Annotated in this window: 15 protein-coding genes; 10 read left to right on the top strand and 5 right to left on the bottom strand. The window is 69.1% G+C overall.

Translation table 11 applies throughout. The features are described 5' to 3' along the window. Positions 1-22: 22 nt before the first annotated feature. Positions 23-1,516, top strand: a complete 1,494-nt coding sequence (locus tag QM693_RS04375) for a phospholipase D-like domain-containing protein (RefSeq protein WP_283351529.1) — start codon at positions 23-25, stop codon at positions 1,514-1,516. Here the strand turns inward: QM693_RS04375 and QM693_RS04370 are convergent. Beyond that, complete coding sequence (locus QM693_RS04370) at positions 1,489-2,163, bottom strand: hemerythrin domain-containing protein (RefSeq protein ID WP_283351528.1); 675 nt, start codon at positions 2,161-2,163, stop codon at positions 1,489-1,491. The two genes, QM693_RS04375 and QM693_RS04370, sit on opposite strands and share 28 nt — an antisense overlap. Before the next feature lie 67 nt (positions 2,164-2,230). Here QM693_RS04370 and QM693_RS04365 point away from each other — a divergent pair, with 67 nt between their 5' ends. Together QM693_RS04365 and QM693_RS04360 are read left to right on the top strand one after the other, a co-directional pair. Then, complete coding sequence (locus QM693_RS04365) at positions 2,231-5,515, top strand: ATP-binding protein (RefSeq protein WP_283351527.1); 3,285 nt, start codon at positions 2,231-2,233, stop codon at positions 5,513-5,515. A 57-nt stretch (positions 5,516-5,572) separates the two neighbouring features. Further along, positions 5,573-7,678 carry an MMPL family transporter gene (locus QM693_RS04360; protein ID WP_283351526.1) on the top strand — a complete coding sequence of 702 codons (2,106 nt, stop codon included), beginning with the start codon at positions 5,573-5,575 and terminating at the stop codon, positions 7,676-7,678. Here QM693_RS04360 and QM693_RS04355 read toward each other — a convergent pair. Beyond that, on the bottom strand, positions 7,638-8,009 hold the full coding sequence (locus QM693_RS04355; RefSeq protein ID WP_283330767.1) for a tail fiber domain-containing protein: 372 nt from the start codon (positions 8,007-8,009) through the stop codon (positions 7,638-7,640). The two genes, QM693_RS04360 and QM693_RS04355, sit on opposite strands and share 41 nt — an antisense overlap. Before the next feature lie 4 nt (positions 8,010-8,013). Continuing rightward, positions 8,014-8,142 (bottom strand): hypothetical protein, encoded by a 129-nt coding sequence (locus tag QM693_RS04350; protein WP_009478066.1) that lies wholly within the window; start codon positions 8,140-8,142, stop codon positions 8,014-8,016. Positions 8,143-8,294: 152 nt separating this feature from the next. On the opposite strand from QM693_RS04350, the gene QM693_RS04345 reads away from it, so the two are divergent. Next, positions 8,295-8,735 (top strand): cupin domain-containing protein, encoded by a 441-nt coding sequence (locus tag QM693_RS04345; protein WP_105414350.1) that lies wholly within the window; start codon positions 8,295-8,297, stop codon positions 8,733-8,735. Positions 8,736-8,803: 68 nt separating this feature from the next. Here the strand turns inward: QM693_RS04345 and QM693_RS04340 are convergent, their stop codons facing one another. Next, complete coding sequence (locus QM693_RS04340) at positions 8,804-9,652, bottom strand: aldo/keto reductase (RefSeq protein ID WP_283330766.1); 849 nt, start codon at positions 9,650-9,652, stop codon at positions 8,804-8,806. A 137-nt stretch (positions 9,653-9,789) separates the two neighbouring features. Between QM693_RS04340 and QM693_RS04335 the strand changes: the two genes are divergently transcribed. Continuing rightward, a complete protein-coding gene (locus QM693_RS04335) occupies positions 9,790-10,383 on the top strand; it encodes a class I SAM-dependent methyltransferase (protein ID WP_005260540.1) in 594 nt (197 codons plus the stop codon). A 15-nt stretch (positions 10,384-10,398) separates the two neighbouring features. Further along, complete coding sequence (locus QM693_RS04330; RefSeq protein ID WP_283351525.1) at positions 10,399-12,039, top strand: ABC-F family ATP-binding cassette domain-containing protein; 1,641 nt, start codon at positions 10,399-10,401, stop codon at positions 12,037-12,039. Here the strand turns inward: QM693_RS04330 and fdxA are convergent, their stop codons facing one another. Further along, the gene (fdxA, locus tag QM693_RS04325; protein WP_005244047.1) at positions 12,040-12,366 is read right to left on the bottom strand and encodes a ferredoxin; all 327 of its coding nucleotides are present in this window, start codon (positions 12,364-12,366) and stop codon (positions 12,040-12,042) included. A 178-nt stretch (positions 12,367-12,544) separates the two neighbouring features. Here fdxA and QM693_RS04320 point away from each other — a divergent pair, with 178 nt between their 5' ends. Genes QM693_RS04320 through QM693_RS04305 form a run of 4 tightly spaced genes read left to right on the top strand, consistent with a single transcriptional unit; the run spans position 12,545 to position 15,497 of the window. Beyond that, the gene (locus QM693_RS04320; protein ID WP_280778572.1) at positions 12,545-12,847 is read left to right on the top strand and encodes a helix-turn-helix transcriptional regulator; all 303 of its coding nucleotides are present in this window, start codon (positions 12,545-12,547) and stop codon (positions 12,845-12,847) included. Continuing rightward, the gene (locus QM693_RS04315; protein ID WP_283330764.1) at positions 12,840-13,379 is read left to right on the top strand and encodes a hypothetical protein; all 540 of its coding nucleotides are present in this window, start codon (positions 12,840-12,842) and stop codon (positions 13,377-13,379) included. Before QM693_RS04320 ends, QM693_RS04315 begins: the two co-directional genes overlap by 8 nt. A 31-nt stretch (positions 13,380-13,410) precedes the next feature. Next, complete coding sequence (locus tag QM693_RS04310) at positions 13,411-14,307, top strand: ABC transporter ATP-binding protein (RefSeq protein ID WP_283330763.1); 897 nt, start codon at positions 13,411-13,413, stop codon at positions 14,305-14,307. Further along, the gene (locus tag QM693_RS04305; protein WP_283351524.1) at positions 14,304-15,497 is read left to right on the top strand and encodes an ABC transporter permease; all 1,194 of its coding nucleotides are present in this window, start codon (positions 14,304-14,306) and stop codon (positions 15,495-15,497) included. The genes QM693_RS04310 and QM693_RS04305 overlap by 4 nt, the downstream gene beginning before the upstream one ends. Positions 15,498-15,567: the final 70 nt, after the last annotated feature.

Genomic DNA, 15,567 nt, shown 5'->3' with positions numbered 1-15,567 from the left:
CGAGACGGGGAGCAGAAGAGACATGAGCGACGACGGCCCGATCCTGACTCCCGGTGACACGTGCTGGCAGGTTGCCCACGCCGATCGTCTCGCGTGCATCGTCGATGCGGCGGACTACTTCCGTCATGCCAAGTCCGCGATGCTGCAGGCCCGCAGGCGCATCATTCTCATCGGCTGGGACTTCGACACGAGGATCAAGTTCGAGCCGGACGAGAAGACGCTCGACGGCCCCAACCAGCTCGGCCGGTTCCTGGCGTGGCTGACGCGGGAACGCCCGGATCTCGACATCTACCTGCTCAAATGGAACATCGGGGCCTTCACCGCGATCGGGCGTGGCATGACGCCGATCTTCGTGGTCAACTGGGTGACCGACCGCCGCCTGCACTTCGAACTCGACGCCGCCCACCCGGTCGGCTCGGCGCACCACCAGAAGATCGTCGTCATCGACGACGCGCTCGCGTTCTGCGGCGGCATCGACATGACCGTGGACCGATGGGACACCCCGGAACATCGGGACCGCAACCATTACCGGACGCAGCCGAACGGCAGGCGGTACGGGCCGTGGCACGACGCGACGACCGCCGTCGACGGGGACGCGGCGAAGGCCATCGGCGAGCTCGCCCGCACCCGGTGGAAGGCGGCAACGGGGCAGGATCTGGCGCCCGTCGACGACATCGCGGGGAGGACGCCGTGGCCGGAGGGGCTGAAGCCGGCGATGCGCTCCGTGGACGTGGGCATCGCGCGCACGCTGCCGGAACTGTCCGACCGGGACGAGGTCCGGGAGATCGAGGCCCTGTATCTGGCTGCGATCGCGGGCGCCGAGCGGTCGCTGTACATCGAGAGCCAGTACCTGGCCTCCCGCACCCTCGCCGAGGCGATCGCCGAGCGACTACGCGAACCGGACGGACCGGAGATCGTGCTGGTGCTGCCGCGCAATGCCGACGGCTGGCTCGAGCAGAAGGCCATGGACGGCGCCCGCCGCCGGTTACTGCACCTGTTGTGGCAGGCTGATACCGGGAACCGGCTGGGCGTCTACTACCCCGTCACGGCGGGTGGTGAGCCGATCTACGTCCACGCCAAGGTGCTGGTGATGGACGACCGTCTCCTGCGCGTGGGTTCGTCGAACCTCAACAACCGGTCGATGGGGTTCGACACCGAGTGCGATCTGGCAGTCGAGGTCACCGCCGACACGGCGAACGGTGACGAGCTGCGGCGGACCATTCTCGGTATTCGCCGTCAGCTCGTCTGCGAGCACCTCGGTGTTCCGGCGACACTGTTCGAGGACACGCTGGCACAGACGTCGTCGTTCCTGGGCACCGTGGAGGCGCTGCGCGGCGGTGGCCGGACGCTCGAGAAGTTCGAGCCGGAGACGGTCGAGGACGAGGACAGTCCGCTCGCGGAGAACGAACTGATGGACCCCGAACGCACACCGCCGAGCCTCTGGGAGCGCACCAGCCGGGGCCGGCTGCGGCGCAGGGTGATCCGGCGTCAGAAGGCGGCCGGTTCGGTGCGGTAGATCCGCCGGTAGTCCTTGCGGAATGCCCGGCGGCCCAGGATCGACCACGCCATTCGGGCCGCGAAGGGCATCTCGGACAGGAACATTCGGCGCTCCTCGGGGGTCGCACCCTGGAGGATGAAGCCGAGGAACACCAGGAGCCGGTCCTTGGGGATCGACGCGCGGCCACGGTCGCCCATCTCCTGCCACTCGGCGAGCGTCATGAACCGCTCCGCCATCGGGAGGATGCGGTGTTCCTCCTCGCCGAGGTGCTCGTCGAGCGCGGCGGACAGCGCGGTCAGTGTCTTCGCCAGCGGTTCGCCGTCCACCGCATCCGCCGTGAACGCGGCGCCCTGCGACTGCGCCCGCGACAGCAGTTCGGAGAGGCGTTCGTGCTGTTCCTCCATTCGCAGCACCAGCGCCGCGTCGGTGGGCGCGCGGTCGAGCAGCTTCGGCCACAGCAGGTCGTCCTCACTCGTGTGATGGTGGTGGAGGGCGGTGGCGAGTTCCTCGAAGAACGTCACCACCTCCCCGGCACGGGCGGTGTCTCGGGCGGGAACGCCCCGGACGAGTACGGGCAGCGCGGCGAACTGCCGACGGAAGCAGTTGTGGACCACCACCATCTCGCGGGTGTCGGGACGGACTGTGTGAGCAGTTGACGTAGTCATGCATTCAGGGTCGGTTCGGCGTCTTGGAGAGGACTTGGAGGCCACTAGTGCTTACGCTTGCTGCACGATGCTGCGCATTCGAGTACTCGGGACGTTCGAGGCGGAGGACGAATCGGGGGCGGTGGACCTCGGCGGCCCCCGCCAGCGCGCCGTGCTCGCGCTACTGCTCGTCGCGCACGGCGAGGTGGTGCCGGTGGATCGGCTCATCGACGACCTCTGGCACGGCGCTCCCCCACCGCGGGCGGTCGGTGCACTTCAGGCATACATTTCGAATCTGCGGCGGGCGCTGGAACCGCACCGCGCGCCCCGGGCGGACTCCACCGTCCTGGTGAGCCGGGCCCCGGGTTACGCGCTCGTCCTGCCCCCATCCGGCGTCGACGCGTGGGAGTTCGAGACCCTGATCCGGTCGGCTGCCGACACCGGGCGCGCGGACCTCGAACACGCGCTGAGCCTGTGGCGAGGACCGGCATTCGCCGAGGTGGCCGGTGAGCACTGGGCTCTCGCCGAGATCGCCCGGCTCGAGGAACTGCGGGTAGTCGCGCGCGAACGTCTGGTGTCGGCGGCCGTCGCGAGCGGGGATGCGGCCGGCGCCGTGCTCGACGCGCAGGCCCTCACCCGGGACCACCCGCTCCGGGAAGAGGGCTGGCGATTGCTCGCCCTGGCCTTGCACCGCAGTGGGAGACAGGCCGACGCCCTGGCCGCGTTGCGCGAGGCCCGCGGCCGGCTTGCGAACGAACTCGGCCTCGACCCCGGTCCCGCCCTGACGGAACTCGAACGACAGATCCTCACCGGCACCGTCCCGGCCGCACCCGCACCCGCCCTCGCCGCCGGGCCGGTCGACACGACGCCGGACCCCTGGTTCCTCGGCCGCAGCGAGGAATTGGCGACCCTGACCGACCTGATGACCGACCCCGGCACCCCCGTGGTCCTCCTCGGAGGCGACGCCGGATCCGGGAAGTCGTCCCTGCTGCGCCGGTTCCGTCGAACACTGCACGACGCGGGGTGGCAGGTGGCGGTGGGTCGCTGCCCCGAAGTGGACGGCGCCCCACCCGCCTGGGCGTGGGTGGAGATCCTGCGCGCACTGCGCGAAACGGTCGACCCCGGCGCCGAGACCGACGCGCTGGCACCCCTGCTCTCCGACGACCGTTCGCACGCGGCGCGACCGGACGATCCGAGCGGACGGTTCCTGCTGCACCGCGCCGTCGCCGACTACATCGGGACCGTCCGCGAGCACGGCCCTCTCGCCGTCGTCCTCGACGACATTCACCGCGCCGACGAGGACACCCTGTCGATCCTCGTGCGGCTCGCGCAGCAGCGGTCGCCGATCCTGCTGCTCCTCGCGTTCCGCCCGGACGAGGTGGACCCGAACCTGGAGAGCTGCTTCGCCGATCTCGCGGCGCTGCAACCGACCCGCATCCGCCTCGGCGGACTCGGACCCGGCGATTCGGCGGAGCTGATCCGGCAGGTGGCGGGACGCGACCCCGATCCCGACACCCTCCGCGCGCTCGCCGACCGGACCGGCGGAAACCCGTTCTACCTGCAGGAGAGCGCCCGGCTCCTGGCCAGTGAGGGCGAACTGGTGGCCACGTCGGAGGTACCGGAGGGGGTGCGGGACGTCCTGCGCCGGCGGATCGCCCGTCTCCCCGAACTCGCCGTGTCCGTCCTGCGGCTGGCCGCGGTCGTGGGCCGCGAATCCGACATCGACGTCCTCACCCGCGCCGCCGAGGTCGACGAGGACACCGTGTTCGACGCCCTCGAGTTGGGCGTGATCGCCGGTCTTCTCGGTGAGCCGCGCGCCGGGACGGTCCGGTTCACGCACGCCCTCGTCCGCGACACGCTCTACTCCGACCTCACCCGGCTGCGCAGGAGCCGCTGGCACGCGCGGGTCGGGACGGCACTCGAGGAGTTGCGGCCGCACGATGTCGCGGCTCTCGCCCACCACTTCACCGAGGCGCTGTCCGCCGCCACCGCACGGCAGGCCCTCGACCACAATGTCGCGGCCGCGGCGCAAGCCGCCGACCGCTATGCCCACGAGGCGGAGATCGGCTTCCTCGACAACGCCCTTCGAGCGGCCGACCGGTTGCCGCCGGACGCGGCGGCGTCCGTGGACGAGCGCGTCGAGATCCTCACCGAGCTGAGTCGCACGCAACTCGCCGCCGGCATCGGACTGGCGGGATCCCGCTCACGGAACCGGGCTCTCGCGCTCGCGCGGGACGCGGGACGCACCGACCTGGCGATCCGGGCGCTCGCGTTCGTCGACACCCCGACTCCGTGGATCAATCGGCGATACGGCGAAGTGGACACGGCCGTCGTCGATCAGATCGAGGCGTTGCTGCGGGACGAGGAACTGGAACCGGCGGTGCGGTGCCGGCTGCTGGTCACCCTCGTCCACGAGATCGGGGCGGAGGACCACGAGCGCACCGGTTCCGCGGTCCGGGAGGCCGAGACTCTCGCCCGTGACCTGGACGATCCGGTGCTGCTCGGGCTGGTGCTCTGCGCCGTCCACGCCGGCACCGGTTCCCCGACCAGCACGCTCGGCCACCACGTCATCGGCGACGAGCTGCTCCGGATCGGTGACCGGACGCAGCTTCCCGTGTTCACCATGCTCGGCCACCACCTGCTGGCCGAGATCGCGTCCGGCAACGGTGACATCCCGGCGATCGAGCATCACATGGGCATCCAGTCGGAGCTGGCGGACCGGTATCAGTTCCAGCAGGCACAGGCGACCCGGGAGATGAGCCGCGCGATGGTCGCACACCTCACCGGCGATCTGGCCACGGCGGAACGACACTACGGGCGCGGCCACGAGTTGATGACCCGGGCGGGCCTCGACGCGGACAGCGTCTTCGCCCTCGCGCTGTTCACGCTCCGGCTCACCGAGGGACGCGCCGGAGAACTCCAAACGGTGATCGAGACCGTCGACAGTGCCGCGATGGACGTGATCGCCGATCTGCACGCCCTCGCACTACTCGGCAACGGCAAACCGGACCGGGCGCGGCAGGTCCGGCGTCACCTCCGCCCCGTCCGCCGCGACTTCTTCCATTCCCTGATGATGTCGCTGCGGGGCATCGTCGTCGCGGGGCTGGGTGAGCGGGACGAGGCGCCCGCGGTGCACGCGGAGCTGAGCCCGTACAGCGGCCAGATCGGCGGCGGCGACACGGCGGCGTTCGCGGTCGGCCCCGTCGACACCATTCTCGGCGACCTCGAGATGCTCCTCGGCCGCCCCGAGGACGCCCGCAGGCACTACGCGGCGGCACTCGAACTGGCCGAACGCTGCGGTTGCCCGGCGTGGGTGGAGGCCGCGCGCACCCGGGTGACCACCCGCCCAAGCGAGTTCCAAGTGGGCCACTAGCCGCCGGGCGCAGAGTCGGAGGCGACAGAACCAACCGGCTTTCCTGGAGGCTCCCCCATGAGTTCCCTGCTCGCGCGCCTCGGCTCGGCTGCCGCCACCCGTCCCTGGCGGGTGATCGCCGCGTGGCTGACGCTGCTCGTCCTGGTGCTTGCCGCCGCGTCCGCGTTCGGCGGAACCAACCACGACGACTACAACGTGCCCGGTCTGCCGTCGCAGCAGGGGACGAATCTGCTGACCGAGCGATTCCCGGAGATGTCGGGAGCGGACGCGCGGGTGGTCGTGCACTCCGAGAAAGGCCCGCTCGACCCCGTGGTCCTCGCCGATCTCGGCACCAGGCTGGCGGAGGTGACCGGCGTGAGTTCCGTGTCGCCGCCCCGCCTGTCCCAGGATTCCGACACCGCGGTGATCAGCCTCAACTACCGCATCCCGGTCACCGACTTCCACGGCAGCGAAGGGGTCGACGCCCTCGACGCCGCGGTGGCCGACACTCAGGCGCAGGGACTTCAGGTGGAACTGGGCGGGCAGGTCCCGGAGAACATCTCCAAGCCGTCGGGTACCGCCGAGGCGGTGGGCATGGTCCTGGCGCTGATCATCCTGGTGTTCGCGTTCGGTTCCGTGGTGGCCGCCGGACTGCCCCTGGCCGTCGCGCTCGTCGGCGTGGGCATCGGGTCGGGGCTCATCGCGATCATGGCCGGGTTCACCAGCATCAGCACCATCGCCCCGACCATCGCCACGATGGTCGGCATCGGCGTCGGGATCGACTACGCGCTGCTGCTCGTCACCCGGTACACCGAAGGCCTGCGGTCCGGGATGTCGGTGCGGGACGCCGTCGCCGCGGCCAACTCCACGGCCGGGACGTCGGTGATCTTCGCCGGCACCACAGTCCTCGTCTCCCTGTTCGGGCTGCGACTGTCCGGGCTGCCGATGTACGCGTCGTTCGGCTACGCCACGTTCGCGATGGTCGGCATCGTCATGCTCACCTCGGTCACGCTGGTGCCCGCACTGTGCGGGCTGGCGGGCACGCGGGTGCTGGGCAAGCGGTCCCGTGCCCGGGCCGAACGTCGCCCGACGTCGCCGCTGACGGAACGGTGGGCGATCCGGGTGAGCCGCCGCCCGTGGCTGTGGGCCCTGACGGCGCTCGGCGTGCTGCTGCTCCTGGCCGCTCCGGTTCTGGGCATGCGGACGTGGCCGCAGGACGCAGGTAGCGCGCCGGCCGCCAACACGATCCGTCAGGCGTACGACCTGATCGACACCGAGTTCGGGCCCGGCGCCAACGGACCCCTGATGGTGGCGGTCGACCTGAACACGGTTCCGGCAGCCGAACTTCCGGCCATCGCGCGTGAACTGGCAGCCGAACCCGGGGTGGCCTCGGTGACGCCCGTCCTACTGAACTCCGACTCGACGGCCGCGCTGATCTCGGTGCAGCCGACCACCGGTCCCAGCGACCCCCGCAGCACCGAACTGCTGGAGCGGATCCGGTCCGACGCCGCCGACGGCGTCCACGTCACCGGACTCACCGCGACGTTCGCCGACATCTCCGCCCGCCTCGCCGAACGGCTGTGGCTGGTGATCGCGTTCGTCGTCGCACTGTCCGTCGTGCTGCTCACGTTCGTGTTCCGCGCGCCGGTGGTCGCGGTGAAGGCGGCCGTGATGAACCTGCTGTCGGTGGCCGCCGCCTACGGCGTGATGGTGATGGTGTTCCAATGGGGTTGGGGCGCGCAGCTATTCGGACTTCCGCATGCGCTTCCCGTGTCGAGTTGGGTGCCGATCCTGATGTTCACCATCCTGTTCGGCCTGTCGATGGACTACGAGGTGTTCCTGCTCTCCCGGATACGCGAGCGCTGGCTCGACACGGGCGACTCGCACCGGAGCGTCGTCGAAGGACTGGCGTCGACGGGCCGGGTGATCACGAGCGCCGCGGCGATCATGGTGGCGGTGTTCGCCGGGTTCGCACTCGACGGCGACGTGACCGTGAAGATGATGGGCGTCGGCCTCGCGACGGCGGTCCTCATCGACGCGACGATCGTGCGGATGGTGCTGGTGCCCGCCACGATGTACCTGCTGGGCAACGCCAACTGGTGGCGGCCGGGCGGACGCCGGGACGCAAAACCGGACTCGGACGCTACCTCCGCAGGCGTTCCACTTCCGCTTCGAGCGCGATGACCCGCCGGTACAGGGCCTGGATGCTCGCCATGCACACCCCGTTCGCGTCGACCATCGCGATCCGTCGGTCGTTGGAACCGAGACCGAATGCGGTGGCGAAATCCTGCGCCATCGGGCCCAGGTGCCGCACCGAATCGTGATCGAAACCGTAGGTCCAGACGCTGACCGGCATGTCGGCGAGGCGTTCGAGCACCTCCCCGGCACTGGCAGGCGGCGTCTGGACGGCAACACCGCGTTTGCGGGTCAGAACCGAGTGAAACCACGCCAGCGGGTGGCGGGTACGGGCCGCTGTTCGCGCCCGCACCCGCCCCCGACGGGTGTCGACCCACATGGAGTCAGTCGGGGAGTTCGCCGACATCGTGCTTGATCGTCGCGTCACTGAGAAGGAGTCCGACCCCGAGGGCCATGACGCCGATTCCGAGTCCGATTGCGGCTCCGCCGAGTCCGAGCATGATTCCGAGCATGTTGTCTCCTGTTCGTCGCTGGTGTGCGGGATTTCGTGCCCCCGCTTTCTGAACACCTACGACTCTCGCGGCTCCGGCCCTCCGAGATAAGACACCCCAGGGTGGTGCAACCGCACCCCCGGACGCGGCGCCGGGGCGGCAGAATGGCCGCCATGACGGAATTGCCGGAATGGGCCCGCACCCTCGACCTCGCACCGCACCCCGAAGGCGGCTGGTACCGCGAGACGTGGCGCAGCGACGTCACGATCCCGGAGGGGAGCCTGCCCGGCGACTACCCGGGACCGAGGGCGGCCGGTACCGCAATCCTGTTCCTGCTGATGCCCGGACAGCAGTCGGAATGGCACAGCGTGCGCAGCGCCGAGATCTGGCTGTACCACCGGGGAAGCCCCCTGCGGCTCGAACTCGGCGGGGACGGAAGCGAACCCGCGAATCCGGACGCGCAGATCCTCGGCGCAGACGTCGCGGCGGGCCAGCAACCACAGTTGCTGGTCCCGCCGCGGCACTGGCAACGAGCGAAGCCCGAGGGCGACGAACCGACTCTCGTCAGTTGCGTCGTCACCCCGGGCTTCGACTTCGCGGACTTCCGGCTCTAGGCCCTCCGGGCCCGTGCGCCTTTTTGGTAGCTGCAGCAACCAGAAAGGCGCACGGGCGGCGGAGCCGCCTACGAGCCCAGCGTGTCCGGGTCGGGGCCGATGCGCCCGTCGGCCCGGGTCAGCGACCCGACCGTGTTGATCTCGTCGGGGGTCAGCTCGAAGTCGAAGACGTCGAAGTTGGCGGCGATGCGCTCCGGCGTCACCGACTTGGGGATGACCACGTTGCCGATCTGCAGGTGCCAGCGAATGATCACCTGTGCGGTCGTCTTACCGTGCGCTGCAGCGATCTTCGCGATGGACTCGTCCTCGAGGACGGTGCCCTGCCCGAGCGGGCTCCATGCCTCGGTCGCGATGCCCTTTCCGGTGTGGAAGGCGCGCAGGTCGGCCTGGTTGAACCGCGGGTGCAGCTCGACCTGGTTGATTGCGGGCACCTCGCCCGTCTCGGCGATCAGCCGGTCGAGGGTCTCGGGGGTGAAGTTGGAGACACCGATCGACCGCGCACGCCCGTCGGCCTTGATCTTCTGGAAGGCCTTGAACGTGTCCACGTAGCGGTCCGCGGACGGCACCGGCCAGTGGATGAGGTAGAGGTCGACGTAGTCGAGCCCGAGGCGGTTCAGGCTGGCGTCGAACGCGCGGAGCGTGGAGTCGTACCCCTGGTCCTCGTTCCACAGCTTGGTCGTGACGAACAGCTCGTCGCGGGCAATTCCGGAGTCCGCGAGCGCGCGGCCCACTCCGGTTTCGTTCTCGTAGATCTTGGCGGTGTCGATGCTGCGGTACCCGGCCTTCAGCGCCTCGGTGACCGCGGCGTGGCTCTCGTCGTCCGGCACCTGCCACACGCCGAAGCCGAGGGCAGGAATGCTGTTCCCGTCGTTGAGCGTGACCGTAGGTACAGGACTCTGTGCATTGTTGAAACCCATGAGACTGTCCAACCGGGGACCCGGAGCAGATGTTCCCGCGTCTCAGGATGTGGACTTTCGCGTGTCGTTTCGGTGCGACCGGGTAATCCGACGGCATCGGCGTTCAGGTGGTGACGCGCCCGGTGGAAGGGGCGGACATGGGCCTCGGATACACATTGGCCTATCGGTTCAAGATCACGCCCTGGGTGAAAGCGGGCCGCGTGTTCGGAAGCCAGATCGAGACGTTGCTCGATCCCTTCGACGCCCCACCGGGAGAGGTCCTCGACATCGGATGCGGCACCGGTGACCATGCCATCGAGATGGCCCGGCGGGGGTGGCAGGTGACGGGGATCGACACCGTCCAGCTGGCCCTCGACAAGGCGCGGTCCAAGGCCCGGAAGGCGGGCGTCGACGTGCGTTTCATGCACGCGGACGCCACCGACCTCGAGCACGCCGTCGGTCGCGGGTACCACCTGATCCTGGATGTGGGGTGCTACCACGGGCTCAGCGACCACGACCGGGTCGCGTACGCCGAGAACGTCACGACCGTGAGCGAACCGCACGCCACCCTGCTGATGTTCGCGTTCGGGCCGGGGCATCGCGGACCGCTGCCGCGCGGGGTCTCCCGCTCCGACGTGGAGCGGACGTTCGAGAAGTGGAAACTCGTGTCGGACGTCGACGCGGACACGACCGGCATGCCGGGACCGCTCAAGAAGGCCGACCCCCGCTGGTTCCGCCTCGTCAAGCGCTGAGTGGATAATCGCCGGGTGACTGCAACACTGCGCATCAGCGGACTGTCGGCTTCGCGCGGTGAGCGCACCCTCTTCTCCGGCCTCGATCTGACCGTCGCACCGGGCGACGTGACCGGACTCGTGGGGGCGAACGGTGCCGGCAAGTCGACGCTGTTGACTGCGCTCGCGGGGGTCGGCTCGGCGGACGTCGAGGGCAGTATCGTGCTGAGCCCGCCCGACGCGGCCGTCGGCTACCTCGCCCAGGAACCCGACCGGATCTCCGGCGAGACGGTGCTCGACTTCCTCGGTCGCAGGACCGGCGTCACCGAGGCCGAGCACACCATGAATGCGGCCGCGGAAACGCTCGGCGAGTCGGATGAGGATCTCTACTCCCCCGCCCTGGAACGCTGGCTGGCGCTGGGCGGCGCCGATCTCGCCGAGCGCGCGGAGAAGGTCGTGAGCGAACTCGGGCTGGGGGTGCCGCTCGACGCGCACATGACGTCGCTGTCCGGTGGGCAGGCCGCGCGCGCCGGATTGGCGTCGCTGCTGCTGTCCCGGTACGACGTGCTGCTGCTCGACGAGCCGACCAACGACCTCGACCTCGTGGGGCTCGAGCAGCTCGAGCGTTTCGTCGCCGAGAGCCGGGCTGCGATGGTGGTGGTGAGTCACGATCGAGAATTCCTGGCGCGCACCGTGACCGGCATCGTGGAACTCGACCTGGTACAGCAGCAGATCGCGGTCTACGACGGCAGCTACGACTCGTACCTCGCCGAACGGGAGATCGCGCGCAGGCATGCGCGGGAGGCGTACGAGGAGTACGCGGGGACCCGTTCGGACCTCGAGGACCGCGCGCAGATGCAGCGGAACTGGATGGAGCACGGCGTCCGGAATGCGCGGCGTAAGGCGAAGGACAACGACAAGATCGGCAAGGGCCTGCGCACCGAGTCCACCGAGAAGCAGGCCGCGAAGGCCCGGCAGACGCAACGCCGGATCGAGCGGCTCGAGGTGGTCGAGGAGCCGCGCAAGGAGTGGGAGCTGCGGATGGAGATCGCGGCAGCCCCACGCAGCGGATCGGTCGTGGCGACGGCGAACGGTGCCACCGTCGCATGGGGCGGGGACCGCGAATTCACGTTCGGTCCGGTCACCACTCAGGTGGACTGGGGTGACCGGATCCTCATCACCGGCGCCAACGGGTCCGGCAAGACGACCCTGCTGAAGGTGCTGCTCGGCAAGATCGCCCTGGACGCGGGCACCGCGTCACTCGGTTCGGGTGTGGCGATCGGCGAGATCGATCAGGCCCGCGGCCTGTTCGAGGGCGGCGAGAAGGTGGCCGACGCGTTCGCGGCGCAGGTCCCGGACTGGCCGGACGCCGACGTGCGGACACTGCTCGCGAAGTTCGGGCTCAAGGGACACCACGTGCTGCGGCCGGCGGCGTCGCTGTCACCGGGCGAACGCACCCGCGCCGCCCTGGCCCTGCTGCAGGCGCGGGGCGTCAACCTGCTGGTGCTCGACGAGCCCACCAACCACCTGGACCTCCCCGCGATCGAACAGCTCGAGCAGGCCATGGAGAACTTCGACGGCACGCTGCTGCTCGTCACCCACGACCGGCGGATGCTGGATTCGACTCGCAGCACGCGCCGGTGGCGGATGGACGGCGGCCGGCTGTCCGAGGAGTAGTCAGTCGCCTTCGGCCATCGGCGGCAACGCCTTGACGAACGGCGGGTCGTAGTCGACCTTGCCCAGCTTCGCCGCGCCTCCGGGGGAACCGAGGTCGTCGAAGAAGTCGGCGTTCGCCTTGGTGTACTCCACCCACTGGTCCGGGACGTCGTCCTCGTAGAAGATCGCCTCGACGGGGCAGACCGGCTCACAGGCGCCGCAATCGACGCATTCGTCGGGGTGGATGTAGAGCATCCGACCGCCCTCGTAAATGCAGTCGACAGGACATTCTTCGATGCATGCCTTGTCCAGAACGTCGACACAAGGCTCTGCGATGGTGTAGGTCACGTCAGTAATCCTGTCCTTTCCTGCCGTCCCGCGCGAATCGCCTCCACTCTGCCACTCAATTTCCCGAGGTCAACTTGTCGGCGTGCGGCCGGCGGCGAGGGGGGTGGACGGTGGTCTGCGACACCCACTCCGTTGTATCCCATTGACAAACTGTTGGGTTTTCACAACACTTTGTTGCATGAGCCCAGTACGGCGGGGGGACGCCCTCCCCATCTACAACCGCATCGGCGTCCTTCGCGCCGAACGCGGGATGAGCCGGGCTCAGCTGGCGGGACTCATCGACGTCAATCCCCAGACCGTCGGCGCGCTCGAACGGGGCGACCACTACCCCAGCCTCGACCTGGCGTTCCGTATCTCGTGGGTGTTCGAACTGCCCGTGGAGGCCATCTTCTCCCGCACCGAGTTCGGACCCCTGTCCACCGAGCTCTACCGCACCGACCGACCGCCGTCCACGACAGGAAACGGGGAGAGCCATGCCTGAGACCAATCTGATCGAGCGGTACCAGGGGTTCCGGACGCGCAGATTCCTCCAGAACGAACGCCGGTACCGGACGTGGCTACCGAGGTGGCGGACGCGCAGCCGCAGACGAATCCTGGTGATCGCTCTCGGGGTGACGTTCGTGTTCATGACCGCCGTCGGCATCGTGTGCCATTTCGACATGGTCGTCGGGCCGCTGCTGTGGTTGCCCGCGTGCCTGCTGTTCTTCCCGCTGTGGACGATGCTCCAGATCGTGTCCGGGCGGCAGGGCGACGCTCCGCGCGACGCTCTCGACGAGTGGGAGATCCAGCAGCGCAACAGTGCCCGGTCGATCGGACTCACGGTCACCCAGCTACTGACGCTCGTTCCCGCGCTCTACCTGATCTTCGTCGGCGCGCTGGACGGCGATCACGGCAACGTGCCGTACGCCGCGGGACTGCTCGTCGTCACCGCGCTGATGGTCGGGGGGTGCACGCCCGCCATGATCCTCGGCTGGACGCAACCCGATCCCGACCCCGACGACCTCGCTTCGTAGGAACACCCGCACTCGAGAACGGGAAGGACCCATGTCTCACACCCTCACGATCGACGGCATCTCCAAACGGTACGGCGAGGTCGTCGCACTCGACGACCTGTCCTTCGAAGTCCGCCCCGGTGAAATCTTCGGTTTCGTCGGCAGCAACGGTGCCGGCAAGACCACCACCATGCGCATCGCGCTGGGCGTCCTGTCCGCCGATTCCGGCGAGGTCCGGCTCGGCGGCAAGCCGGTGGACCTGGATGTGCGGCGCACCATCGGGTACATGCCGGAGGAACGCGGGCTGTACCCGAAGATGAAGGTGGGCAAACAACTCGAATACCTCGCCGAGCTGCACGGCATTTCCCGCTCGGCGGCGCGGGAGGCGGTCGGCCGCTGGACCGAACGCCTCGGCATCGCGGACCGTGTCGGAGACACCGTCGACGCACTCTCGCTCGGCAATCAGCAACGCGTCCAGCTGGCCGCCGCGCTGGTCCACGATCCGGCGGTGCTGGTTCTCGACGAACCCTTCTCCGGGCTCGACCCCGTCGCGGTGGACGTGATGAGCGAGGTGCTGGTGGAGAAGGCGAACACTGGGGTGCCGGTGATTTTCTCGAGCCATCAGCTCGAACTCGTCCAGCGCCTGTGCCACCGCGTCGGCATCATCAGCCACGGCCGGATGCGTGCCGTCGGCACCGTCGACGAACTCCGCGGCGGCGGCAACGCCCAACTCGAAGTCCACGCTCCGGAGGCGCCGGTCGGCTGGGCCCATCACCTCGAGGGCGTCACCACGATCAGTCACCTCGACGGCCGGACCCTGCTGTCGCTCGACACTGACGTGGACGACCAGCTGATCCTGCACACCGCCCTGAAGACCGGACCGGTGCACGAATTCTCGCTGCGCCGGCCGACCCTGACCGATCTGTTCCGAGAGGTGGTCACGGCATGAGTGCCCCACTGAGCCCCGCCCGCGCGATCGGCCTCGTGGCCCGCCGCGAATTCCTGACACAAGTGGCGAAGAAGAGCTTCGTCATCAGCAACGTGATCATCCTGCTGGCCATCGTGGGCGGCATCGTCGCGTACTCGCTGTTCTCGGGCGGCGACGACGAACGCGCCACCATCGGACTCGTCGGCGACCAGTCGCTCGCGCCCGCTCTCGTCGCCACCGGTGACGCGGTCGGGACGCCGGTCGACGTCGTCCCGACCACCGACGAACAGGCCGCGCGGGACGAGGTGGGGAACGGTGACCTCGACGTCGCCCTGATTCCCGGCACCAACGGATCCGTCACGGCCTTCACCGAATCCGAGATCGGCTCCGGGCTTCGCACCGTGATCGACGCGGCCGTGGTGCAGCAGGCTCAGTCCGGTGCGCTCGCCGCGCAGGGCGTGGATCCCGCGCAACTCGCCGAAGCGACCGGCCGGGCGGTGGTCACCGTCGACGCACTCGATCCGCCCGACCCGGAGAAGGGCCAGCGCGTGGCCCTCTCCATCGCCGTGGTCGTCCTGCTGTACATGCAGATCATGATGTTCGGCATGTACGTGGCGATGGGTGTGGTGGAGGAGAAGTCGAGCCGCGTCGTGGAACTGCTCCTGTCGACCCTCCGTCCGCTGCAGCTGCTCTGGGGCAAGGTGATCGGCATCGGCGCGGTCGGTCTCGTCCAGTTGACCGCCTACGGTGTGGCCGGTGTCGCGGCCGGGCTCGCGACGGGCGTGCTCACCGTGACGGGGACGGCGATCGGGGTGCTGGCCGGAACGCTCGGCTGGTTCGTGCTCGGATTCGCGTTCTTCGCGGTCCTCTACGCCGCGGCCGGGTCGATGGTGTCGCGGCAGGAGGACGTCAACGCCACCGCGTCACCGCTGATGGTGCTGATCGTCATCATGTTCTTCAGCGCCTTCTCCTCGGTGAGCAACCCGGACGGCACCCTCAGCAACGTCCTCAGCTGGATTCCGCCGTTCTCGGCGATCCTGATGCCGCTGCGCATCGCCGCCGGCGTGGCGTCCCCGGTCCAGGTGGTCGTCACGGTCGCTCTGATGCTCGCGGTGACCGCCGCACTCAGCGTGCTGGCCGCGAAGATCTACCAGCGCTCGATCCTGCGGATCGGCAAGGTCGTGTCGTGGAAGGAGGCGCTCGGCAGGTAGTGAATTCCCAGCGCACGGCCAAGTTCCCTGTGTAGTCTTCGAATCGTCGATCGATGCTGCTCAGCTGCCG

It is taken from the genome of Rhodococcus sp. IEGM 1305 (genome assembly GCF_030058635.1).
GTDB lineage: Bacteria > Actinomycetota > Actinomycetes > Mycobacteriales > Mycobacteriaceae > Rhodococcus_F > Rhodococcus_F opacus_D.
Note: the sequence above shows the minus strand (reverse complement) of the source record. Positions and strands in the feature narration are given on the sequence as shown.

Excerpts from the sequence above, each read along its gene's own strand:
- QM693_RS04335 (WP_005260540.1), top strand. The coding sequence starts at position 9,790 with ATGGGCCTCGGATACACATTGGCCTATCGGTTCAAGATCACGCCCTGG.
- QM693_RS04310 (WP_283330763.1), top strand. The coding sequence starts at position 13,411 with ATGTCTCACACCCTCACGATCGACGGCATCTCCAAACGGTACGGCGAG.
- QM693_RS04305 (WP_283351524.1), top strand. The coding sequence starts at position 14,304 with ATGAGTGCCCCACTGAGCCCCGCCCGCGCGATCGGCCTCGTGGCCCGC.
- QM693_RS04370 (WP_283351528.1), bottom strand. The coding sequence starts at position 2,163 with ATGACTACGTCAACTGCTCACACAGTCCGTCCCGACACCCGCGAGATG.
- QM693_RS04345 (WP_105414350.1), top strand. The coding sequence starts at position 8,295 with ATGACGGAATTGCCGGAATGGGCCCGCACCCTCGACCTCGCACCGCAC.
- QM693_RS04350 (WP_009478066.1), bottom strand. The coding sequence starts at position 8,142 with ATGCTCGGAATCATGCTCGGACTCGGCGGAGCCGCAATCGGACTCGGA.
- QM693_RS04320 (WP_280778572.1), top strand. The coding sequence starts at position 12,545 with ATGAGCCCAGTACGGCGGGGGGACGCCCTCCCCATCTACAACCGCATC.
- QM693_RS04365 (WP_283351527.1), top strand. The coding sequence starts at position 2,231 with ATGCTGCGCATTCGAGTACTCGGGACGTTCGAGGCGGAGGACGAATCG.
- QM693_RS04340 (WP_283330766.1), bottom strand. The coding sequence starts at position 9,652 with ATGGGTTTCAACAATGCACAGAGTCCTGTACCTACGGTCACGCTCAAC.
- QM693_RS04315 (WP_283330764.1), top strand. The coding sequence starts at position 12,840 with ATGCCTGAGACCAATCTGATCGAGCGGTACCAGGGGTTCCGGACGCGC.
- QM693_RS04375 (WP_283351529.1), top strand. The coding sequence starts at position 23 with ATGAGCGACGACGGCCCGATCCTGACTCCCGGTGACACGTGCTGGCAG.
- QM693_RS04360 (WP_283351526.1), top strand. The coding sequence starts at position 5,573 with ATGAGTTCCCTGCTCGCGCGCCTCGGCTCGGCTGCCGCCACCCGTCCC.
- QM693_RS04355 (WP_283330767.1), bottom strand. The coding sequence starts at position 8,009 with ATGTGGGTCGACACCCGTCGGGGGCGGGTGCGGGCGCGAACAGCGGCC.